Annotated in this window: 23 protein-coding genes and 1 pseudogene; 2 read left to right on the forward strand and 22 right to left on the reverse strand. The window is 52.0% G+C overall.

The features are described 5' to 3' along the window. Positions 1 to 144: 144 nt before the first annotated feature. Positions 145 to 927, reverse strand: coding sequence for a TspO/MBR family protein (locus ABC395_RS16140; protein ID WP_413004660.1), 783 nt, complete (start codon positions 925 to 927; stop codon positions 145 to 147). 129 nt (positions 928 to 1,056) lie between these two features. Next, positions 1,057 to 2,148, reverse strand: a complete 1,092-nt coding sequence (locus tag ABC395_RS16145; RefSeq protein WP_413004662.1) for a M24 family metallopeptidase — start codon at positions 2,146 to 2,148, stop codon at positions 1,057 to 1,059. A gap of 213 nt (positions 2,149 to 2,361) precedes the next feature. On the opposite strand from ABC395_RS16145, the gene ABC395_RS16150 reads away from it, so the two are divergent. Then, positions 2,362 to 2,925: an NAD(P)/FAD-dependent oxidoreductase gene (locus tag ABC395_RS16150; RefSeq protein ID WP_413004665.1), complete on the forward strand. Its 564-nt coding sequence runs from the start codon at positions 2,362 to 2,364 to the stop codon at positions 2,923 to 2,925. Positions 2,926 to 3,094: 169 nt separating this feature from the next. Here the strand turns inward: ABC395_RS16150 and ABC395_RS16155 are convergent, their stop codons facing one another. From ABC395_RS16155 to ABC395_RS16170, 4 genes are all read right to left on the reverse strand, one after another. Then, positions 3,095 to 3,709: a rhomboid family intramembrane serine protease gene (locus tag ABC395_RS16155; RefSeq protein ID WP_217557416.1), complete on the reverse strand. Its 615-nt coding sequence runs from the start codon at positions 3,707 to 3,709 to the stop codon at positions 3,095 to 3,097. Positions 3,710 to 3,814: 105 nt separating this feature from the next. Continuing rightward, positions 3,815 to 4,321 carry a type 1 glutamine amidotransferase domain-containing protein gene (locus tag ABC395_RS16160; RefSeq protein WP_413004667.1) on the reverse strand — a complete coding sequence of 169 codons (507 nt, stop codon included), beginning with the start codon at positions 4,319 to 4,321 and terminating at the stop codon, positions 3,815 to 3,817. Positions 4,322 to 4,352: 31 nt separating this feature from the next. After that, positions 4,353 to 4,790: a hypothetical protein gene (locus tag ABC395_RS16165; protein ID WP_413004669.1), complete on the reverse strand. Its 438-nt coding sequence runs from the start codon at positions 4,788 to 4,790 to the stop codon at positions 4,353 to 4,355. Between the two features lie 161 nt (positions 4,791 to 4,951). Next, positions 4,952 to 6,265, reverse strand: coding sequence for an LCP family protein (locus ABC395_RS16170; protein WP_413004670.1), 1,314 nt, complete (start codon positions 6,263 to 6,265; stop codon positions 4,952 to 4,954). A gap of 277 nt (positions 6,266 to 6,542) precedes the next feature. Here ABC395_RS16170 and ABC395_RS16175 point away from each other — a divergent pair, with 277 nt between their 5' ends. Then, entirely contained in the window at positions 6,543 to 6,977 is a 435-nt protein-coding gene (locus ABC395_RS16175) for a universal stress protein (RefSeq protein WP_413004672.1), read from the forward strand. Positions 6,978 to 7,125: 148 nt separating this feature from the next. Here the strand turns inward: ABC395_RS16175 and ABC395_RS16180 are convergent, their stop codons facing one another. From ABC395_RS16180 to recA, 16 genes and pseudogenes are all read right to left on the reverse strand, one after another. Then, a complete protein-coding gene (locus ABC395_RS16180) occupies positions 7,126 to 8,499 on the reverse strand; it encodes an ArnT family glycosyltransferase (RefSeq protein WP_413004674.1) in 1,374 nt (457 codons plus the stop codon). A gap of 10 nt (positions 8,500 to 8,509) precedes the next feature. Then, a complete protein-coding gene (locus ABC395_RS16185) occupies positions 8,510 to 8,872 on the reverse strand; it encodes an EamA family transporter (RefSeq protein WP_413004676.1) in 363 nt (120 codons plus the stop codon). After that, positions 8,869 to 9,651: a glycosyltransferase family 2 protein gene (locus ABC395_RS16190; protein ID WP_413004678.1), complete on the reverse strand. Its 783-nt coding sequence runs from the start codon at positions 9,649 to 9,651 to the stop codon at positions 8,869 to 8,871. The genes ABC395_RS16185 and ABC395_RS16190 overlap by 4 nt, the downstream gene beginning before the upstream one ends. Positions 9,652 to 9,951: 300 nt before the next feature. Beyond that, a complete protein-coding gene (locus ABC395_RS16195) occupies positions 9,952 to 10,305 on the reverse strand; it encodes a four-helix bundle copper-binding protein (protein ID WP_103993881.1) in 354 nt (117 codons plus the stop codon). Between the two features lie 89 nt (positions 10,306 to 10,394). After that, a complete protein-coding gene (locus tag ABC395_RS16200; protein ID WP_413004680.1) occupies positions 10,395 to 11,165 on the reverse strand; it encodes a DUF2087 domain-containing protein in 771 nt (256 codons plus the stop codon). Between the two features lie 152 nt (positions 11,166 to 11,317). Beyond that, positions 11,318 to 11,722: pseudogene (locus tag ABC395_RS16205) on the reverse strand (YlbF/YmcA family competence regulator); the annotation flags it as partial. Between the two features lie 32 nt (positions 11,723 to 11,754). Then, the gene (miaB, locus tag ABC395_RS16210) at positions 11,755 to 13,239 is read right to left on the reverse strand and encodes a tRNA (N6-isopentenyl adenosine(37)-C2)-methylthiotransferase MiaB (RefSeq protein WP_413004682.1); all 1,485 of its coding nucleotides are present in this window, start codon (positions 13,237 to 13,239) and stop codon (positions 11,755 to 11,757) included. Positions 13,240 to 13,393: 154 nt separating this feature from the next. Further along, positions 13,394 to 13,963, reverse strand: a complete 570-nt coding sequence (pduL, locus tag ABC395_RS16215; RefSeq protein WP_103993877.1) for a phosphate propanoyltransferase — start codon at positions 13,961 to 13,963, stop codon at positions 13,394 to 13,396. Positions 13,964 to 14,084: 121 nt separating this feature from the next. Further along, positions 14,085 to 14,951: a 2-oxoacid:ferredoxin oxidoreductase subunit beta gene (locus ABC395_RS16220; protein WP_413004684.1), complete on the reverse strand. Its 867-nt coding sequence runs from the start codon at positions 14,949 to 14,951 to the stop codon at positions 14,085 to 14,087. Further along, positions 14,939 to 16,690: a 2-oxoacid:acceptor oxidoreductase subunit alpha gene (locus tag ABC395_RS16225; protein WP_413004686.1), complete on the reverse strand. Its 1,752-nt coding sequence runs from the start codon at positions 16,688 to 16,690 to the stop codon at positions 14,939 to 14,941. Before ABC395_RS16225 ends, ABC395_RS16220 begins: the two co-directional genes overlap by 13 nt. A gap of 223 nt (positions 16,691 to 16,913) precedes the next feature. Further along, complete coding sequence (locus ABC395_RS16230; RefSeq protein ID WP_413004688.1) at positions 16,914 to 17,852, reverse strand: dipeptidase; 939 nt, start codon at positions 17,850 to 17,852, stop codon at positions 16,914 to 16,916. Between the two features lie 114 nt (positions 17,853 to 17,966). Beyond that, positions 17,967 to 18,227: a stage V sporulation protein S gene (locus ABC395_RS16235; protein ID WP_005550495.1), complete on the reverse strand. Its 261-nt coding sequence runs from the start codon at positions 18,225 to 18,227 to the stop codon at positions 17,967 to 17,969. Between the two features lie 153 nt (positions 18,228 to 18,380). Then, a complete protein-coding gene (locus ABC395_RS16240) occupies positions 18,381 to 19,175 on the reverse strand; it encodes a TIGR00282 family metallophosphoesterase (protein ID WP_413006757.1) in 795 nt (264 codons plus the stop codon). Positions 19,176 to 19,258: 83 nt separating this feature from the next. Further along, complete coding sequence (gene rny, locus ABC395_RS16245) at positions 19,259 to 20,803, reverse strand: ribonuclease Y (RefSeq protein ID WP_009674960.1); 1,545 nt, start codon at positions 20,801 to 20,803, stop codon at positions 19,259 to 19,261. A gap of 312 nt (positions 20,804 to 21,115) precedes the next feature. Then, positions 21,116 to 21,775, reverse strand: coding sequence for a RecX family transcriptional regulator (locus tag ABC395_RS16250; protein ID WP_413004691.1), 660 nt, complete (start codon positions 21,773 to 21,775; stop codon positions 21,116 to 21,118). A 110-nt stretch (positions 21,776 to 21,885) separates the two neighbouring features. After that, positions 21,886 to 22,947 carry a recombinase RecA gene (gene recA, locus ABC395_RS16255; RefSeq protein WP_413004693.1) on the reverse strand — a complete coding sequence of 354 codons (1,062 nt, stop codon included), beginning with the start codon at positions 22,945 to 22,947 and terminating at the stop codon, positions 21,886 to 21,888. Between the last annotated feature and the right edge of the window lie 31 nt (positions 22,948 to 22,978).

Below are 22,978 nucleotides of genomic sequence, written 5' to 3' on the forward strand. Positions count from 1 at the left end.
TATTACAATAATTTGGATATTTCCTCCTTTTTCTTTTTATTTCGACATCTGCACAAAAAAAGAAGCCCTCTTCTTCAAGAGAAGCTTCCGGTTTAGGACTAAAGGTCTTCATTACCGACTACCGACTACCGAATAGGCTAGCGGCTACCGGCTGATATAAGGCTGGTCCCATCTTTTGCGATCCCGGATTACTTGGACCAGCAGCCATAAAGTCGTCGCTCCGACAATGGCAGCCAGCGACCATGCCGCATTGCGTATCCATGCGTCCGCCTGCTGTTCGACACCGATGCCGATAAAGGCCCAGACAAAAACGAGTGCGAACGGCACATCTTTCTTCGCGTAACTGAATGCGACAGCGAGTACACCTGCGGCTGTCAGCAGAATGACGGCCCACATCCGGGGATCGATGCCCCAGCCGTTCCATCCCAGATCCTGCAGCCATACGGTAACGTTCACGATGGACGCCACACAGATCCAGCCCAAGTACAGGCTGAAAGGCACTTGAACGAAGCTGTACTCCCCGATGGCCCGCGATTCACGGCCGTAGCGGATTCTCTGATAGATCGCGATAAGCGTCAGCAGAAGAGCGGCCATGACAAGTGTGCTCCAGCCGATTTGTTCATAGTGCCACAAGAAGATCCAGGCTGAATTGAGCAGACAGCTGACGACGAACCAGTAGCTGATCCGCTCTACCGCCGGACGGTTCCCGGTATCCTTGCGGGCCTGGTAAATGACGAAGCCGATCAGCCCCAGATAAATGACGCTCCATATCGTGAAAACATACCCGGCCGGTGTAACGTAAGTATGGTGCCGGTCCGATATCTCGCCGGTCGTCATCCCGTTGATAGGCAGTACTTGGGACAACGTATTTACGATAAGGACCAAGAGGAGGCCGGCAATATTCATTATTTTACGCAAAGCGTGCATGACTGTCACATCCTCTCCTTTTGTTCATTATGTATGTTTAACCGTATGCGTCTAGAATTAATCCAACGCAAAAAAGCCCGCCCCGTTATTCCGTCAGGAATACATGGGGCAGGCTTTCGCCGCTGCAGATCAGCCGCCGAGAACCGTCAGCTCTTTAGGGAAGGAAGTCAGCACCTCGACTCCTCCGGATGTAACGAGAACGTCGTCTTCGATACGGACTCCGCCCACACCCGGCACATAAACACCGGGTTCGATGGTGAACGTCATGCCGGCTTTCAGCACCGCCTCGTTTTTGCCGTGCAAGGACGGATATTCGTGAACGTCGAGACCGAGGCCGTGACCGAGCCGGTGGTTGAAGTACGGGCCGTAGCCGTCCGCTTCAATCCGGTTTCTTGCAGCAGCGTCTATGGACGCGCAAGTCACGTCAGGCCGGACGGCTCCGATGGCGGCTTCGTTGCCGGCGAGAACCGCATGATAGATGCGACGGTGTTCCTCCGACACTTGACCCACTGCGAAGGTCCTCGTAATATCGGACGCATAGCCGTTCAGATACACACCGAGATCGAACAAAAGCAGATCCCCGCGGCTGATTTTACGCGAACCGGGAACGCCATGCGGCAGTGCCGAAGCCGGACCGGTCAAAACCATCGTCGAAAACGAAGGAGACTGGGCTCCGAGCTTTTTCATCTGAAATTCCAGCTCCGCGACAAGGTCGATTTCCGTCACGCCGACGGCGACCTTCTCCAGTCCGCGCTTCAGAACTTCTTCCACAAGCGCGACGGCCTCCTTCATCAGGACGATTTCACTTTCGGATTTGATGACCCGCATGTCACGCAGCAGCCCGTCGACCGAAGAAACCTGGCTTACGCCGATATAGCTCTTCAGCTCTTCATAACGGCTGACGGTCCAGTGCTCGGTCTCAATGCCGATGCTGCCGAGCGAAGCCGGAAGCAATCCGCGAAGAACTTCGTATGCGGAATCCGTATCGCTGTGCGTATGGATCCGCTGGACAGAAGACGCCTGGGCGGCCGCTTCCGCATCGAGAGCCGGTACAAGCAGAAACGGCTCCTCCCCTTTCGGAAGAATGAGACCCAGGAAACGTTCGTGCGGGTCGGAAGCGAATCCCGTCAAATAATACACGTGCCGGGGTACCGTAATGATTACGGCATCAAGGTTGCTTCGTTCCATATGCTCGCTGATTTGTTGGATTCGATTGTTCATTTGATCACCTGTTCTTTTAAGGTTTTTCACTGTTTAATCTGGGTGGATTCCTCTTTCTATCATAGCATGCAAGGAGACAAAAACCCACATTTCACGGCTCCGCCTTAACCCGGACCCGTGACGGCCCGGTATGTAAGCGCTGCTTTTCTTCACTCTGCCGATCCGCTATACTGGATAAGAGTCTTTATTTTGCCATACGAAGGAGAGAAGAGCATGTACGATCTTGTTATTATCGGAGCGGGTCCCGCCGGTGCCAGTGCCGGACTGATTGCCGCCAGAGCGGGCAAAAAGACACTTCTAATCGACAGCGGGCAGAGCATGACGAAGCGCGCCTGGATCGAGAACCATTACGGAGTCGCCGAAATCAGCGGTCCCGACATGGTGGAGCTGGGCAAAAAACAAGCGGCCAAATTCGGTGCGGAAATGGCCGAAGGCAAAGTGGAGTCCGTAGACAAGCAGGATGACGGCTTTCTCGTCACTTCGGATCAGGGCAGCTACGAAACCAGACACGTCCTGCTCGCAACCGGTGTCCTGGCCGATCTTGCCGACAAGATCGGAGTCACGACAATCCCGGGTACGGAACCGCGGATCAAAACGATCGTGCAGACGGACGCGAACAACAAAACGAGCGTAGAAGGGATTTGGGCGGCGGGCACGATTGCCGGCATGAGCGTACATACGATCGTTACGGCGGGCGACGGCGCCAAGGCGGCCATCAACATCGTCAGCGAGCTGAACGGCGAGCGTTACGTGGACCACGATGTTCTGAAATCTTAAGCTTTTACAAGCATATAAAGAAGACTCCTGTCCGGTTCCTATGGAACTTCAGGAGTCTTCTTTCGGTTTTGCGGAAAGCGGAAGGTCACGAAATGAATGACGGTTCCCTTCCTAACGTCCCTTTACAGGCGATCACTTTATCTTCTTCGCTTACATCCGGCCATCCGCCTTACCTTCTGCCGCTCCGCTTGATAAATTCCACAAACAAGGCAAACAGGATAAAACCGGCCAGAAATCCGCCCAGATGCGTGTATAGATCCACATTCGGCACGATGACGGAGAACAGCAGACCGCTCACGAGAATGATGATGACCGTCTGTCTCGATTGCTGGTCCAGCAGCTGCCTGCGGAACAAGGCCAGATAAAGATAGGCCGCATAAATTCCGTAGATGGCGCCGGAAGCCCCTGCCGCGACATAAGCGTCCGTATGCAGCCAATAGGAGAACGCGCTGCCCAGCGCCCCGCTGGCCAGGTAAAAGACCGCGTAGCGAACACTGCCCAGCAGGCGTTCCAGCGGCGGTGCGAAAATGACGAGAGCGAAGCTGTTAAACAGCAGATGGGACAAGCCGATATGCAGGAACATAGCGGTGAAGAAACGCCACCATTCGGGAGCGAAACCCGGGGCGGAAAATAAGGCTCCGTACTCGATGAGCGTTCTCGTGCTTGTCGACGAGCCGCTTACCTCCATCAGCACAAAAAGCACGACATGAATAAGGACGAGAAGACTCGTAACCGGATACCGGCGTATGTATTCCTTGAAGCTTTCTTGACGGACGAACAGCATAAGTAGATACCTTCTCCTTCGGATGAGATACCCCCATCATATAGGAAAAACAAGAACGCCTGCAAGCTTGCGCCGCAGACGTTCTTGCCTTATGAAGAAATCTCTTTAGAGCGCCTTTTTGATGGCGGCGATGAAGGCGGGCTCATCCTTCGGTGTGCGCGACGTAATCAGGTTGCCGTCGATCACGACTTCCTGATCCGCGAACTCCCCTCCGGCATTGCGCACATCGTCCTGAAGCGGCGGATAAGACGTCAGCTTCCGGCCTTTGATCAGCCCGGCGCTGATCAGAATCTGCGGCCCGTGGCAGATAGCGGCGACAGGCTTTCCAGCCTCGTCGATCTTTTTTACGAACGATTGAATGTCGGCATCCAGACGCAGCCCTTCCGGTGAAGAGCCTCCGGGAATTACGACGGCATCATATTCATCGGGTTTGACTTCTCTGATACCTTGATCGGCCGTATATTCGGCCTTTTTGTTTTTCCCGGTAAGCAGTTCTCCCTGCTTTAATCCGATAATGACGACTTCGTGTCCGTCGGCCTTCAACGCTTCATACGGTTCCTGCATTTCGGAATCCTCGAATTGGGGTGCCAGTAAAAATGCGATTTTACTCATGGTTGCTCCACTCCTTTTCGTTTATCTGGTCTTAATCTATCGATTCAACGTATCCCTTGTTGCTGCGGATAATTTCGACAATTTCCGTATAGTCGGAATCCCGCACCTTGGCTGTCAGCACATAGCGCAAATTTTCGGCATCATCGTCGCCGTCTCCAAAGATGAGATCGGCCAGTGGCCCGTCGTCCTCGCCCCGGATGGTTCGGCCGGGATCGTGCCGATCCTCCGCCGCCGCCCGGACCGGTATGAAGCCGCCCGGACTCGGAGAGGTGCCGATCGTACCACCGGGTACACCGACGGCACCGGAGGTTCCGCCCGCAAAAGCCGGAGGCGCAATCAGCCCGGTCCGCGAAACGCTTCCCTGAGTCTCCCCGACTTCAAGCTGCTCGACAGAATAAGTTTGGAGCCGGATACGCACATCCTCCGCTTCGTTTTCGGTGCGGAAATAGGCTTGAATATGTTTGCTCATCACGAACACCTCATCCTTTTTTAGATTGTCTCCTGTTGATATTACCCGCAACTATCTTTTCCTACACAAGTACAGGGGAAAAAGTTCACAATCCACTTCTCAGAAAAAAAGAAATCCCCGCACCTCTCATTTCGAGAAGTACAGGGATTGAATGTAAAATGTTATCCAGCCTTTTGAATCGCGTCCTGGTTTTGCGGAGTCGGCGTCGGTTTAGGCGTCTCCGAATTTTTCGGAGTCGGCGTAGGCTTTCCTGTCGGAACAGGAGTGACGCTGCCGCCCGGTTTGCGGCTCGGATCCGGTGTCAGCCCCGGCACAACATCATCGTCCTCCGGAGTCGGGCTCGGCCTTACGGACGATTTAGGCGTCGGTGTCGGCGTCGGCTTGATTGTCGCTTTAGGCGTATGAGTCGGGCTACCCGACGGCTTCGTCGTGCGCGTCGGAGTAAGTTTGCCGTCCGAATCAGTATTGCCATTGCCTCTATTGTCCGACCCTTTAGACGAATTCGTGGAGTTCGGGCTGCTGCTCGGCACCCAGTTCGGATCCAAACGACGCTTCAAAGCGTTTTTGGCTTCCTGGATCTCTTCATCTTTTACGACAATGTAAGGGCTGATCCAGTCACCTTCCATATGGATGAGTTCGATATTCTGGGTATCAATCGTAATATATTGGGAAATCATATCGTAAATCTGGCTGGAAGGGATATCCGTTTTGAGGTTGTTGCCGACTGCTTCCAAAATGCCGGAAGCTTTCGACACCCCGCCCAGGCTTTTCATGTTTTTGAGAATTTCGTTCAATACCTGCTGTTGTCTCGCGTTGCGCGCCGTATCGGTCGATTCCGCGGTTTCGAATTTCGAGCCCGGGTTCGATTTGCGGTAACGGACGAAGTCGAGCGTTTTTTTGCCGTCCAGCTTCTGGACGCCTTTTTGGAGATCAATTTTCGTGCCGTCCCAGTTGTCCACATAATACATATCCTGGTCGACATCGACCGTTACTCCGCCAAGCTCATCGACAACCTGTTTAAAGCCTTCGAAATCAATGGTCACCATGTAGTCAAAAGGAACCTCGAAAAAGTTGCCGAAAAACTCCTTCGTCTTTTTCATCGCGGTTTCCGGTTCAGTTAACGTAAAATGCGGGTAAAAATAGTTAGCCTTATGAGATTCGCCGTTCTTCTTCAGTTTCATTTCAAGATCGCGCGGCAGAGATACGATCGTAGCGGACTTCGTCTCGGGATTCAACGAAATCGCCATCATCACGTCGCTGTTCAGCGAACCGGTTTCTTCCCGGGAATCGACTCCCATCAGCAAAATGCTGAGCGGTTTGACTTTCGCGGAATCTTTCGGAGCCACGACTTCGGTCGTACCGACATTTTTGATGACCTCATCGGCTTTGCTGATGAGATAGCCGGCGTATGATCCGATTCCTATGACGATAAGCAGAACGATAATCCCGCCGGTTACGGCTATTTTTTTCCACAAGGGCCATTTGGTTTTCTTTTTAAGTTTGGATTTACGCGAATTAGTACCGGAAACGGGGGTTGAGTTCGGATTAATAGGGTCAGACATCATTAAAACCTCAATTCTTGAGTATGGTATACGATTCCTTCGGAATGTATAGACAGGAGTGTAGGAGCAGACGATATCATTATAGTTCGTTAGACGGTATAATTATAGTTAGAAATGGGGAGTAAAGAGTTACAAATAAGTTAAAAATTCGACAGCTTCCCTAATTCATTATGCCAAAGAGGTGACGATCATGCAATTCTTGAATATTTTATGCGCGTATGACGGTTCTGAAGTATCGAAGAAAGCGCTGGAAAAAGCCGTCGGACTTGCTCAAAGCAACCCGTCCGCCAAGCTGGAAGTCGTTCATGTGGCGAATATGCCGAACCTTGTGGTCGGTGAAGCCCTCATTTCCACGCCTGCCGGCATGTCCGGAGAATATTACGAATTGGCGGAACAAATTAAAGACGAAGCGAAGCAGCGTTTAGTTTCGCTTTCCCAGCCCGCCGAAGTTTATCTGCTCAGCGGCAACCCGGGCCGCGCCATTCTCGAACACGCCGAGCGTACCGGACGGGATGTAATTGTCATCGGCAGCCGCGGTCTGAGCGGCGTACGCGAGTGGGTGCTCGGAAGCGTCAGCCACTATGTCGTCCAGCACGCGCAAATTCCGGTGCTTGTAGTCAAGTAGCAGCCGCCGGAGCGGAGGAAGTACATAAGAGCCGCGACAAACGGCAAACCCAAAGAAAGCAGGACCTGCATGCAGGTCCTGCTTTCTTTTTCATTTCAGCCGGTAAATGTCATAGCCGCCCGCTACGGGAATTTTCTCAAACTTCGCGTCAAGATAACGCCGCAGTCTCCCCTGCCTTATCTCCATCGATCTGACCCTTGAGCGGAACAAAATAAGCGGCTCCTCCCGCCCGGAAATACTCCAGCTCTTTGACGAGGTCGTCCGGGATGGAATTTAACACCCTCCAGCCTACCCGGTGGCTGGCGTTCAGGAGCGAGGGATCGTCGGTGCCGACGACGATGAGATCATCCGGCTTCGTCAGCCGCTCGACCGCCCGGGCCTGCTCCAGAATGACGGTTTTCTCCTTCCCGTAGTCGGGATTTATCATAAGAACGCAGGCCCATCCGATTCCGGCAACGGCGGCCGCCGCCGGAATCCAGCCGTAACGCAGGAGTTCCGCCAGCCGGCCGATCGTTTTGGCGGCAAGCAAAGCCGCCACCGGGGCGAAGAAAATCAAATAATAGTCGAATTTGATCACCGCCACGATCGTCGCCAGCTCCAGGAGCATCGCCCATCCCCATATGCGTACGGGGATGTCCTTCTGCCTGAAGCCGGCAAGCAGCCCTGCGGCCGCCAACGCCAGCAGTGGCCAGGTGAAGGCTTTCGGCAGTTCCCGCAGGAAAAACTCCCAGGTCTCGGGCGTGAACACCGCCGTCGCCATTTTCGGGAAAATGTGCTTGGACGCGATCCCCGATACGAACTGGAATTCCGCTATGGACGAAGCCCAGGCGTAATACAGCACGGGGAGGCCCAGAGCAACCGCGGCGAACAGCCACAAACGCCAGTTTACGGCCATTTTCCACTTATACTTCGCCGCCGCCATAAAAATCATCGGAATGCCGACGAATACCGTCGGCACCTTGAGCGATATCGCCAGCGCCGTAAACAGCGCCGCGGTAAGCACAAAGGCCGTGCCCCCTCTGCGTATCCACACCGTGAACGCATAGAAGGCGCCGAGGTAGAAAAACAGCGAAGCCGCTTCCGGCATAATCGCCCGGGAATAGGTCACCGTGACCGGTAGGATCCCGTAAAGCAAAACCGCGATCCAGGCCGTCCGCTTCGAGTAGAACGTGCGGGAAATCAAGTACAGAAACCACGCCGAGCCCATAAAAAATGCGAGAGGCACGAGCCTGGCCAGCCAGTAGTGATAGCCGAACATTTTGTACAAAATCGCAATCAGAAACGGGGTGATCTGAAACTCCAGCTCCACATAATTGGGAAGCGGCCCCTGATAATTGAACTGCGGATAGAACACATTAAATTTCGTTTCCACGAAGTGCCGGGCGATCGATTCCGTGTCCGACTGTCTCCATGAATCGATTTCATACGGTGAATTGGTTATGTATGGAATTCTCAGCGCAGCAATCGCAATAAACAAGAGGGCGGTTATGAGCCACGCAGGAATGCGCGTCTTCTGTTCCATGCGCTTCTCCTTATTTATTAATGATAATGATTCCGATGATGATCACGGCCATACCGACCAGCTTCTGCATCGTAAACGCCTCCTGGAACCATAGGAACGACATCACGAACACAATCACGTAGCTAAGGCTCATCATCGGGTAGGCGTAGCTGAGCTCTACTTTGGTGAGCACCTTGACCCAAAGCAGAAAACTCGTTCCGAACAAAATAAGTCCGATCAGGATTTCGGGAGTTTTGACCATCCGGAACAGATCCGGAATCAAAGTAGCCGGAGCCAGCGAAAGTTCCCCCAGACGGTTCGCCCCCGCTTTAAGAAGAACTTGGCCGACCGCTCCCATCCCGACCGATAATAAAATGACCCAAAGTGCGCTCATACGGTCCCCTTCACTTTCTTTTGCGTCCCCTGCACGGGAGGTTTGACTTTCATCAGCAGGCGGAAATAGCCCGCTATCGTCCGCTTAACGTTCATTTTGCTGCGGCCGACTTTTAAGTGATATTCCAGCACGAGCGGGTACTCCCCCGCTTTAATGCCGATTTTGCTGAACCGGGCCATCATTTCGGCCATACAGTCGAAACCGCTGGTCGTGATCAGTCTTTGTTTGTAAAGGTTCATAGCCTGGTTAAGATACCCGATCCGGTAGGCGCGAAATCCGCTTGAATAATCATGAACTCCTTCGATCGGAAAAAACAATTTAAAAAATACCATCGCCCCGCGGCTGTACATTCTCCGGATAAGCGATAAACCCAGCTCCTGGCCCCCTCTGGCAAAACGGGACGCCACCACCAGATCCAGCTTGTTCTCCTTCAGCTTTGCGACGAGCGCCGGAATCAGATTCGGATTATGCGTGTTGTCCGCATCCAGGGTCACAAGCACATCGCCCGACTGGTACTCGCTTGTAACATATCGGACCAGGGTGTTCATGGCTTCCCCGAGTCCGCGGTTGCGCTCATGGTCGATAACTTGAAGCCACGCGTAGGTTCGGCAGGCTTCCTCCAGGACCCCGGCCGTTCCGTCCGAGCTTCCGTCGTTAACCACAACCACACGAAAAGCCTCCCCAAGCTGCGCCGACAATTGTTCCATCTTCGGAAGCAGTTTAGGCAAGGCATCCTGTTCGTTGTAGGCCGGCAGGCCCACAATAATAGTTTCCTTCATAAACGATAACTCCTCAGGCAACAAAAATTAGGTCTATACTAGGATTACATGCACATCAGCAACATTTACCCAAATCAGAGCGGAATGAAACAGGCTTTCAGTCATAGACGTAATGCGGTAGGGAAGGTTGCACTTACGCAGGACTCTTCACCTAATTATAACCTGAACCTCCGCTTTCCGGTCACCCAATTATTAGATTAACTTTATGGTTTTTACAACTGGTTTTACTTTTTTTTCGTGCTTTTGAAAATAAAAAAAGAATCCTCTAGCAGGATTCTTTTTTATGTTTATTAACATGCATTAAGCAGCCATTCTGCGGCAAGCTTCCGCACAGGAGCGGCATACTTTGGCGCATTCTTGGCAGTGCTCATGTTCATGCTCCGCACATTCTTTGGCACAAATTTCGCATACCGTGGCGCAAAGATTACAGATTTCCACAATGAACGGGCTTTGACGGGTCATGGCCGAAGCGGCATAGGTACAGATGTCCGCGCATTCACGGGTCAGCCTGATGCACTGGGCCATCTGGGAAGCATGGTCTTCCTTCAGACAGGCATCAAAACAATAATTACAGGTTTTAATACAATTTATACATTCTTCGATACAGCGTTGAATTTCTTCGTTTACGCCTTCGTGGGTCATATCATGGGGCATGGTTATATCCTCCTTTGTCTCTAGCTGCTGCTATACGGATATTAACCTTTTTTAGTGAATTTGACCCAATACCGGGCTTCCCGATTGTCTTAAGTGGTTACCCAATACGCGCTTCCATCGTCTTGACGTTTCATAAAACCGTATTCGATCAAATATCTGCGCAGGGTCACGTAATCGTGCCACGCTTCTTTCAGCACCTCGTTCACTTCTTTTTCCGTGTACTTCCGGTCCGCTTCGAATCTGGTTACCAGCTGCCGGAGAATAGCGATTTTCCGCTTCTCTTTTTTCGGAAATTTCTGGAGAGGTCCGTCTGTCCCGTCCGGAAAATACAGCTTCAGATACTGCTCGTTCTCCTGCTCGGTAATGGCGAATCTTTCATCAAGCACTGTGGCGCTTTTCGGAACGGCAATAAAAGAAGGCCCTTTACCGGTATGGGGCCGCTGGTCCAGAAGCCCCATAAGCGCCAGGTACACTTTGGCCTGCTTCTCCCGCTCTCTCATCGTAAACCGGTGATTACGGATCGTAGAGGTGCTCCCGCCGCCCAGTTCCCCCACAATCTCCTTGTCGGACAATCCGTCGTGAAAATATCTGAGCAGCTGCTTCTGCAGGTCGGTCAATCCCGTCAGTTTCTTGTTCAAATTGAGCAGGTAGTGGAACATGGACCCGTGCTCGGCGGTTATATGCCGGGAAGCGAACTTTTCGGCTTCGTAAAACGTCTCGTCTTCGCGGTAAATGATCCCTTTTATGAACGTTTTTCCGCAAACCAGACACACATATGCGTCTTCCTGATCCGAATAAATATAGCCCCGTTTGATCTCATCCGTCGCCGCACTCCAAAAAAGTTCTGAAACATCCTTCAAATCAAACACCTTCATTCTTCCGTTTGTATGTATATAAACAATTTAAATTATTGTTTGTTTTTTGTCAACTTACAGTCAATTAAATGAAAGCCAAAAAAGCCGTCCCCGCCGGGAACGGCCTTTCTGTGACAGGCACTCTTTATTCGCTGCAGACTGGAAGGCGGTTGCGCCGAACCGGACTCCACTGTGATTTTATCCGCAATGGTATCCCGGATTACACCCATAACGAGCTGAAGCAGATAGTTGATGTCCGCTTGGGACTGCTGAAATTCGCTGACGATCGGAATATTGTCGAGTTCATCCTGCAGATCCTCGATTTCCTTCTCGATCTTTTTGACCATAATTTCGTTGTCGAATTTTTCAAAAGCGACGATTTCTTTCTGCTTCTTCTTCATAGCCTGGATCAGGGATTGAATGTGCTCGTTCTGGTTGATCTGTTTTTCGGCTTGCTGAAAAAACTGTACCTCGGATGAGGTGGTGAGAAGCTCCGCCAGCTCCTTCGTTTTGGCCAAAATATCTTCTCTTACGATCATTTCGGTATTCGTGTAATGCTCCATCCTGCACACTCCGCTTCTTCATTATGGCGTTCTTAGCTTAACATTTGCAGAGGCTCCGCGACCAGCTCGCCTTTTACGAGCCAGGTTTGCGGTTCCGTCACGCGTACGTGGGCGAAAGATCCGATCAGGCTCTTCGATCCTCTGAAAAGAACGAGCTTATTCGTGCGGGTCCGTCCGGAGAGGACCTCCGAATTCTTCCGGCTCTCTCCCTCAACAAGAACTTCGACCACTTCACCGCGAAGCTTCTCGTTGCTTTCTTTACTGAAAGCTCCAAGTACCTCATTGAGCCGGTACAGACGCTCTTTCTTCACGTCCTCGGGAACGTTGTCTTCCATTGCGGCCGCCGGCGTCCCTTCACGCGGGGAATAAATGAACGAGTAGGCGAAATCGAACCGGACTTCCTTCACGAGGGACAATGTCTCTTCAAACTGCTCATCCGTCTCTCCCGGGAAACCGACGATAATATCCGTGCTGAGCACCACATCGGGGATAGCCGTTTTGATTTTGCGCACAAGATCCAGGTACAGCTCACGGCTGTATTTGCGGCTCATTTTTTTCAGCACTTCCGTGCTTCCCGATTGGACCGGCAGATGGATATGCTCCATCAAATTTCCTTTGTGTGAAAGCACTTCGACCAGATGATCGTCAAAATCACGCGGGTGCGAAGTGGTAAACCGGATTCTCGGCACGTCGATTTTACGGATATCCGCCATCAGATCTCCGAAGGAATACGAGATATCCTCGAAATCTTTGCCGTATGCGTTAACGTTCTGCCCCAGCAGCGTGATTTCCTTAAACCCTTGACGGGCCAGATCGCGCACCTCCGCCAAGACGTCCTCCGGACGACGGCTCCGCTCCTTGCCGCGGGTATACGGCACGATACAGTAGGTGCAGAACTTGTCGCAGCCGTACATAATGTTCACCCAGGCGCGCATGCCTTCCCGCTTCTTGGGCAGGTTCTCGATGATGTCGCCTTCTTTGGACCACACTTCCACGACCATTTCCTTGCTCAAGTAAGCATCCTGCAGAAGGGCCGGAAGCCGGTGAATGTTGTGGGTGCCGAAAATGAGATCGACATGCCCGTGTTTTTGTAAGATCCGCTTAACGACGCCTTCCTCTTGAGACATGCAGCCGCAGACTCCGAGCACCAGATTCGGCTTTTCCGTCTTGAGGCTCTTCAGGTGTCCCAGCTCGCCGAATACCTTGTCTTCCGCATTCTCACGGATCGCGCAGGTATTGAGAAGAATCACATCGGCTTCCTGTTTCTCTTCCGTTGAGGTATACCCCAGCTCTTCGAGCATGCCTTTCATCGTTTCCGTATCATGTTCGTTCATTTGACAGCCGTACGTGCGAATCATGTACCGCTTGCCTTTGCCAAACTCCTTCATCTCTTCCGGGATGTTGAAATCATACAGCACTTCAATGTTTTCCTTGCCGCGCTGTTTCGCATCCTTATAAGAAGGAGGTTGAAAATAGATCGAAAAATCCTTATCGGATTTAGCGGTTTTCACCGTCATTTCGCCATTCCTCCTGAATATTCCATGCTGGACTCATAAATCTGATTATACCATGCCTGGTCCCCGGACAAAAGAAGAAAGAGCCGGGCAGAGGAAATCAGCTCCCCGTACACGGCTCTTCGCAGGCTTCCGGACGATTTGTCCGGCCCGCTTCCTAATCTACAATAATTCCGACATCGCCTGTTTTAAGCCCTGCGGCGTTGCCTTCATCCGTATCGATATGCATATCCAAGGCGAACTGGTCCGAAACGCGGGCAATGACATCCTCGAAGATGACGGGACGATCCGTTTCCACGCGGACTCGCAGTCGCTGCTTGTCCTCTATGCCCCATTTCTTCGCGTCTTCCGTATGGAAATGGATGTGACGGGCCGCAACGATCACGCCTTCTTCCAGCTCCACCTCACCCTTGGGACCCACAATCTTGATTCCCGGCGTTCCTTCAATGTTCCCGGATTCGCGTACCGGCGGATTAACGCCGAGTGCGAAAGCATCCGTGCGAGATATTTCCAGTTGGGAAATATTCCGGGCCGGTCCCAGGATACGAACCTTGTCAAACCGGCCCTTGGGACCGACGACCGCTACGGTTTCACCTGCAGCGAATTGTCCCGGCTGGGACAGGTCTTTCAGAACAGTCAGCTCATAGCCCTCACCGAACAGGCGGGCAATATGCTCCGGCTTCAAATGAATATGACGGGCGGAAATCCCGATAGGTATTTGTTTCATTCTGTCTTCATCCCTTCCTGTATCCATTCTCTGTCTCTACAGCAGCTTCTCCCCCTCAGTTTAACCTCTACGCGCCGAAAAAAAAAGCGCACAGATCACTCTGCACGCTTTTCTGTCCCGCTTATTTGAATTCTGCAACCAATTTGTCAAAATCAGCCTGGCTCAGCTTCATATCCTGATTGGCAAGTCCTTCTTCTTTAAAGCCGGTAACGAGATTCTCGTAGCTCGGCTTCGTTGTATTCTGATAAATAATGCCGGTGAGCATGCCGTCGGTTTCCATCAGCTTCGTCATCGCCTGGATCCGGTTGCTCGGATCGTAATCCGGAATCGTCTCCAGATCCACGATATTTTCCTTGAACCAGTCGTACGTGTTCACTTTGTTGAACGTAACGCACGGGCTGAATACGTTAATCAGCGAGAAGCCTTGGTGCTTGATGCCTTCTTCGATGATATGCGTCAGCTGTTTCAAATTGCTGGAGAAAGACTGCGCCACGAAAGTCGCGCCCGCAGCAAGCGCCATCTCAAGAGGCGCCAGAGGCGTTTCGATGGAACCGCTCGGCGTACTCTTCGTTTTGAAGCCTTCGCCGCTTCGCGGAGACGTCTGGCCTTTAGTCAGGCCGTAAATCTGGTTGTCCATGACGATATAGGTCATGTCGATGTTGCGGCGGATCGCATGGACCGTATGAGCCATGCCGATCGCGAATCCGTCGCCGTCGCCGCCGGAAGCCAGAACGGTCAATTCGCGGTTCGCCATTTTAAGTCCTTGGGCAATCGGCAGGGAACGGCCGTGAATCCCGTGAAAGCCGTAGCAGTTCACATAGCCGGAGATACGGCCGGAGCAGCCGATACCGGAGACGATCGCCAATTGCTCGGGTTCCAGTCCCACATTTGCGGCAGCGCGCTGAATGGAGGCCTGAACGGAGAAATCTCCGCAGCCCGGGCACCAGTTAGGCTTTACATTGTTGCGGAAATCTTTTAACGTTGCCATGCTACAGTCAGCTCCTTGCATTCTTGATAAATTTCGGACGGCAGGAACGGGGTTCCGTCGTATTTCAGCATGTTCTTGATTTTATCGGCACTGCCTGCATTCAGCTTGATCAGGTTTGCCAGCTGTGCAGTCGCGTTATTTTCGACGACAATTACATGTTTTGCTTTCTCCAGGTGAGGCTTCAGCTCTTCGGCAGGGAAAGGATGCAGCAGACGAACGTGAACATGGTTCGTTGCAAGGCCGTCCTTCTCGAGTCTGCCTCTTGCTTCCTCAATCGTACCGCCCGTCGAGCTCATGCCGATGATCAGGACATCCGGCTCTTCATGCGGCGCGTTGACGAGAATCGGGTTGGTTACTTCCACGTGCTTGAGCTTCTCCAGCCGCTTATCCATCATTTTCTTCCGGTTTACCGGACTCTCGGACGGACGGCCTTCCTGGTCATGTTCAACGCCTGTCACGTGATGCAGGCCGTACTTCACGCCCGGCAGCACACGCGGCGAGACGCCGTTCTCCGTAAACTCATAACGCTTGAACAGTTGTTTGCTGTCCTCGACTTCCTCAGGCTGCGCGACGAGATTGCCGCGTTCAATAACGATTCTATTATAATCCAGCACCTCGGAAGACTGCTTGCCCAGCGAAAGCTGGAGGTCTGTCAGCAGAATGACCGGAAGCTGCAATTTTTCCGCAATGTTAAACGCTTCGATCGTATCGTAGAAGCACTCTTCGATCGAGCTCGGCGCGAGCACGACTTTGGGGATCTCACCGTGCGTGCCGTAAATCATGGCATTCACGTCACTTTGTTCCTGTTTGGTCGGAAGTCCCGTACTCGGGCCGCCGCGCTGTGTATCCACGATCACGACAGGCGTTTCCGTCATGCCGGCCAGACCGATCGCTTCCATCATCAGGGACAATCCGGGACCGGCCGAGGCCGTCATGGCGCGTACGCCGCCGTAGCTGGCGCCGATTGCCATCGTACAAGCCGATATCTCGTCCTCTGTCTGGATAACGGCTCCGCCGAATTTAGGAAGCACCTTCGTCAAGTATTCCATAATCTCCGAAGCCGGAGTGATGGGATAAGCCGGCATAAAGCGGCAGCCCGCGGCTACCGCCCCGAGAGCGATGGCGTCGTTGCCGATCATGAACAGCTTCTGCTCGCCGTCCGCAGGCTCCAGCTGCAGTTCTACGATCGGACCTCCGGCGAGCTCCAGCACGGATTCCGCGCCTTTGCGAACCGCCTCGATATTCTTCTCGACCACGGCCGCGCCTTTGCGTCCGAACTCCTCTTCGACCGCTTTGTTGAATACGTCTAAAGGCAGCCCCAGAAGCGCCCAGGAAGCGCCGGAAGCCGCCATATTTTTAAACAGGGAAGTTCCAAGCTCTTCCGCAATCGCCGTGATCGGCACCGGGAACAGACGCGCGTTAACGCCTTCCGGCAGGGTGGGATTAAATTTCGCGTCCGCGACAATCACGCCGTGGACTCCCAGCTCATGAGAGTTCAAATCAATCGTTTCCTGGTCGAAAGCGACCAAAATATCCAAATCATCGGAAATCGAGCGAATCGGTTTCGTACTGATACGGATTTTATTGTTCGTATGTCCTCCCTTGATGCGCGAAGAGAAGTGACGGTAGCCGTACAAATAGTATCCGAGACGGTTAAGCGCCGTCGAGAAAATACGGTCCGTACTTTCTACACCCTCCCCTTGTTGTCCCCCGATCTTCCACGATAACTGACTAATCACCTTGCGTCCACTCCTTTTGATGGTGAGCTGCTCCGCCTCTTGCAAACCATTTTGCAAAACGAGCCCTGCTTAGAACGATGCTTGTATGATAGATTGTAGGATATAAAAAAATTTTTTCAAGCTATCCAAATTCTATTCCTAGACCCCGTAAATTGCAAGGGTTTTCCGTAAAAGGGACAGATAGCTTTTTTAGATGATACCCATATCAAAAAGAGATCGCTCTCTAGGACACCGGCAGACTGCGTTCCAGGAAGGCGTACCCGTTCTGCCAGAGGAACTTCTGGGCTTGTACGGGCGTGTAGTGCTTGTACAGTTCATTGGCCAGGTTCGCGTACATGCCGGCGTTCTCCAGTCCCCGGATGTATTTGTCAATCCCGTCGAAATCCGATCCGAAGCCGATAAAGTCTTCTCCGCCCAGCGAGCAGATATGATCGATATGCCGGAAAAGATCGGTAATGAAAACCGAACCGGTCTTCTTCACAAACCAGGGGACGAAGGTAATCCCGATCATTCCTTTCCGCTCGATAAGGCGGCGGATTTGTCCATCGGTCAAATTCCGCGGATGGTCGCATGCCGATTTGGCATTGGAATGGGAAGCGAAAAGATGCAGGCCGGATACGTCGGCAGCTTCCCAGAATGCCTTTTCTGACAAATGAGAAGCATCCAGCATAAGCCCGAGCTGATTACTTTCTTTTATCAACTGCTGCCCCCGGAGGGTGAAGCCCCCGTTTCGCGTCTCCATGGCCCCGTCCACCGCCCAGTTCGCGAAATTCCAGGCGGGACCTAAGCTTCTCAGCCCCAGCCGGTAAAGAATGCGCAGGTGAGCCAGGCTTCCTCTGAGTCCTTCCGCGCCTTCGAGAGTAAGCAGTACGCCCCGCTTGCCCGTCGTCAGTACGTGCTGAAGGTCCGAGCGGCTCCGGATCAGAACGATATCGGGATTGCAAAGCACTCTTCTGTGCAGAATGTCCACATATTCCAAAATGTGTCCCACGTCCGGGTTCTTGATTTCTTCCGGCAGGTAGACTGCCATAAACTGGATTTTGACTCCACCCTGCTTCATAAGCGGATAATTTACATCCAACAAAGGCTCGCCCGCGTTAAAATCAAGCAGCGGATCCCGGTACATCTTCATCAAAGCATCGCAGTGAGCGTCGATTATCATGGTTACCTCCGGGCTTTTTAATAGAACCTGCCGTGCATGATGCGAAAAAAACCTGTCTACAGAGTATGTAAACAGGTCCGTTCATGTATGTACAACCCGAGGAGCGATCGTGCATCATCTCGGCTCTACAATGAGTTTGATCGCCGTCCGGTCTTCCCCGTCAATGACGATGTCTGTAAAGGCGGGTACACAAATTAAGTCGACTCCACTGGGCGCCACAAATCCTCTTGCGATCGCTACCGCTTTGATTGCCTGGTTCAGAGCACCCGCGCCAATGGCTTGAAGCTCCGCCGCCCCGCGCTCCCGTAACACGCCTGCAAGCGCCCCTGCTACGGAGTTTGGATTGGATTTTGCTGAAACTTTTAATACTTCCATGGAAAAGTACCTCCTTGGGTTGATGGATAAAGGATTAAGGATAAAGGTTTCCTCTTTCCATCCTATTCGGACAGGTGATCAAACATTCCTGACCGGAAATCCCCGAGAGGTACAAGTTAAATCGTCATGCGTCAGGTTGGCTGCTCGCGCCTTTTATTCGAAAAGAAGATCTTCTTCGTTGATCCGAATGAGCTCGATCTTCCCGGCTTTGCCTGTCGTATCGTCGAGATCGATGACGGTCGCATGGAAATGCCACTGCCCTTCGTCCACGACGAATCGTACCGGAAGCTGCGTCGTAAACTTACGCAGAACGGCTGTGCGCTCCATACCGAGGACGCCGTCGCGGGGACCTACCATCCCTACATCCGTCACGTAGGCCGTTCCCTGGGGCAGGATGCGGTTATCGTTCGTCTGGACATGTGTATGCGTCCCTACGACCGCCGAAACACGGCCGTCCAGGTGCCAGCCCATGGCGATCTTCTCCGACGTTGTCTCCGCGTGGAAATCGACGAAAATATGCTTGTACTTTCCTTTCGCCGCCTCGAGAATCTCGTCTACCTTGCGGAACGGACAGTCGATCGGCGGAAGAAAAGTCCGTCCCTGGAGATTGATAAGCAGGATCTCCTGGTTGCGGACCTTCAAAACGGTATGGCCCCGACCCGGCGCTCCTTCGGGAAAATTGGCCGGACGCACCATCTGAACTTCATCGTCGATGAAATCAAAAATCTCTTTCTGGTCCCAAGTGTGGTTTCCGAGCGTTATTCCGTGAATCCCGAGCTGGTAGAGCTCCTTCGTGATTTGCGAGGTAATCCCCCGGCCTCCGGCCGCATTTTCACCGTTTGCGATAAATACCGCGTTGGCATATTTTAATTTCAGTTTAGGCACCATCGTTTTTACTGCATTCCGGCCGACTGATCCGACAATATCTCCGATAAATACGATCTTAATAACCCATCACTCCTGCCTCTTTCTCTTTCGGCTAAAAAAAGGAAAAGTGGCTTACGCAGCCACTTTTCACAAGTATACTTCTTTTATTTGGCGTATTCAACCGCACGGGTTTCACGAATGACCGTAACTTTGATATGACCGGGATAGTCAAGCTCGTTCTCGATCTTCTTCGTAATATCGCGGGCAAGTCTGAACGCTTCCGCATCGTCGATTTTCTCCGGTTGAACCATGACGCGAACCTCGCGTCCGGCCTGGATGGCGTACGATTTCTCCACGCCTTCGAACGATTCCGAAATGCCCTCAAGCTTCTCAAGACGCTTGATATAAGTTTCCAGCGTTTCCCGGCGTGCACCCGGTCTTGCCGCGGACAAGGCGTCCGCCGCTCCGACGAGCATGGCGATAACCGAGGTCGCTTCCACGTCTCCGTGGTGGGAAGCGATACTGTTCACAACGACAGGATGTTCCTTGTACTTTTTGGCGATTTCAACACCGATTTCAACGTGTGACCCTTCAACTTCGTGGTCAAGCGCTTTACCGATGTCATGCAGAAGCCCGGCACGTTTCGCCAATGTTACGTCTTCGCCGAGTTCTCCAGCCATCAAACCGGAAAGATAAGCAACTTCCATCGAGTGTTTGAGAACGTTCTGTCCGTAGCTTGTACGGAATTTGAGACGTCCCAGAATTTTGATCAGATCCGGATGCAGACCGTGTACGCCCACTTCGAACGTAGCTTGTTCCCCATACTCGCGAATCCGCTCGTCCACTTCCTTGCGGGACTTCTCCACCATCTCTTCGATACGAGCCGGATGAATACGTCCGTCGGCCACGAGCTTCTCAAGCGAGGTACGCGCGATTTCCCGGCGGATCGGATCAAAGCCGGACAAAATAACGGCTTCCGGAGTATCGTCGATAATAAGATCGATCCCCGTCAAAGTTTCAAGTGCACGGATATTACGGCCTTCACGACCGATAATCCGGCCTTTCATTTCTTCATTCGGAAGACTTACGACAGATACCGTCGTTTCGGCAACATGGTCGGCAGCGCAGCGCTGAATGGCGAGCGTGATGATTTCACGGGCTTTCTTGTCGCCTTCTTCTTTGGCCTGCTGCTCTATTTCTTTAATAAGTTGTGCGGTTTCATGACGAACTTCCTGTTCAACGCCGGATAGGATGATGGTCTTCGCTTCTTCCATGGTCATGCCGGAAATACGTTCGAGTTCCGATACCTGTTTGCGGTAGAGCTCATCAATCTGATTCTGCGTTTCTTCAATTCTCTTCTCTTTGTTGGCGACTTGCTCTTCTTTGCGTTCAAGAGATTCTAATTTTTTATCCAGCGACTCCTCTTTTTGCAACAATCGTCTTTCATGTCGTTGAGATTCATTTCGACGTTCACGAATGTCTTTTTCAGCTTCGGCCCGGAGCTTATGAACTTCATCTTTCGCTTCCAATACCGTTTCTTTTTTCAGTGCCTCCGCTTCTTTGCGGGCATTTTCTACAATTTGTGCAGCGGCTGTTTCAGCACTGGAAATTTTCGCTTCTGCAAGAGACTTGCGGATAAAATAACCAATCCCTAAGCAAATAACGCCAACAACGAGAATGATCAGGACCCAGATAATTGGATTCATCATGTTCACCTCCTCGTTGGTTCCTCCAAGGTGTTAGCTTGGGATGATTCGGTTTTTTTAATCCGATATTCGTTTGTTCAAGCCGTATGGACCACATTCCGTGCTAGAAAATGGTTCGGTTTGTTTGTCCGTACAACGGGGGTTGTTCGGAACAGCATGGAGCAGAAGCAATCTTGGCGGAAATCGCTTCCGTTACCTCATAGAAAATCTGATGATTTTTTATGAAAATATACAATTGTATTTTATCTGTTCACAAAGAACATTGTCAAGCTATTGGCTTCGTCAACCGTGACTGAGGACGCTTTCATAGAGGTGCTATTCCTCATTTTCGAGTTCTTCGTCGGAAAGCCGGCGCATCACATCGTTAACGAGCGAAGACGGATACCCGCGCCGAAGCAGAAAAGCCATCGTTTTTCTTTTGCGGTCCATCTTCTCGCCTGACACGGTTTTCCATTTCTTGCGGCCCACAATAAGGGCCCCTTCCATTTCTTCCTCCGTATCGACCGCAGACAGCGCTTTGGAAATTTCGTCGCGCGAGAGGCCTTTCTGGGCCAGCTCGTAGCGGACCGCGTTTCTGCCTTTGCGCTGGTATTGAATCCGCTGCTCCGTCCATAACTTCGCGAAATCGGCGTCATCGAGGTACTTTTGCTCCAATAGGCGGCCAACCGTCCAGTCGATGAGGTCGGCTTCGTAGCCCAAGTCCTTAAGCTTCATTTTTACTTCCTGGACAGACCGTGGCCGGACCGCCACGAAGCGGATCGCTTTCAGGTAAGCTTCATGCCTTTCGTCTTCCTCAAGCGCTTGCTTCAAGCGCTGCGCATCTATCTGTTCCCCTTTGAGCAGACGGTTCTTGATCAGGATATCTTCATGCACGGAACAGGCATATTCCTGGTTGACATAAACATTATATCGTTTTTTGTTGCGCTTCTGTCTTTCTATTCCCGTTATCACGGAAGCTTCTGTTTCGTCTTTCATGCGTTCTTTCCCCCCTTCGGCATCTTATGGGTCCAAAAACAAAGAAAAGCTCCCCAGGGAGCTAAAACAGGGCCGCATCCTGCGCTGTACGTAAGAGGCGGCCCTTGTTCTTATTCTTCGTCTTCCGTAAAGAGTGCCAATTCTTCGTCCGGATCATCTACATCTACGCCTGTCGGAGGAACGACATTTGTGAGATTGCTGGCTTCCCGGATTTTTTGCTCGATGATATCGGCAATTTCCTTGTTTTCCTTGAGGAATTGCTTGGAGTTTTCGCGTCCTTGGCCGAGACGATCGCCGTTATAGGAATACCAGGCGCCGCTCTTGTTCACGATATCCAGTTCCGTTCCGATATCGATAATACTGCCTTCACGGGAGATACCTTCGCCGTACATAATGTCAACATCGGCCTGTTTAAACGGAGGCGCGACTTTGTTCTTCACGACCTTGACACGGGTACGGTTACCGACCATATCGTTGCCCTGCTTGATCGTTTCAACACGGCGAACATCCAAACGAACGGTCGAATAGAATTTCAAAGCACGGCCGCCCGGTGTCGTTTCAGGGTTACCGAACATAACACCGACTTTCTCACGCAATTGGTTAATAAAGATAGCAATAACCTTCGATTTGTTGATGGCACCGGAAAGTTTACGCAGCGCCTGCGACATCAGACGGGCCTGCAGACCCACGTGGGAATCCCCCATCTCGCCTTCGATTTCCGCCTTCGGAACGAGAGCGGCAACGGAGTCGATAACGATAATATCAACCGCGCCACTGCGTACGAGAGCTTCCGCGATTTCAAGCGCTTGCTCGCCTGTGTCCGGCTGGGAAAGCAGCAATTCGTCAATGTTGATTCCGAGCTTGCTCGCATAAAGCGGGTCAAGAGCATGTTCCGCATCGATAAAAGCGGCTTGTCCGCCGGACTTTTGCACTTCTGCGATCGCGTGAAGAGCGACCGTTGTTTTACCGGAAGATTCCGGTCCATAGATTTCAACAATTCTACCGCGAGGAAAGCCCCCGGTTCCAAGTGCTATATCCAAAGCAAGGGAACCACTGGGGATGGTCTCCACCTGCATGTGTGTCGATTCTCCGAGTTTCATGATCGAACCCTTGCCAAACTGCTTCTCAATTTGGCGCAATGCCATTTCTAATGCGGCACGACGATCTGACAATACACTCACTTCCTTTAACTGTTATAGGTAT

The sequence above is a fragment of the Paenibacillus canaveralius genome (genome assembly GCF_047238265.1).
GTDB lineage: Bacteria > Bacillota > Bacilli > Paenibacillales > NBRC-103111 > Paenibacillus_F.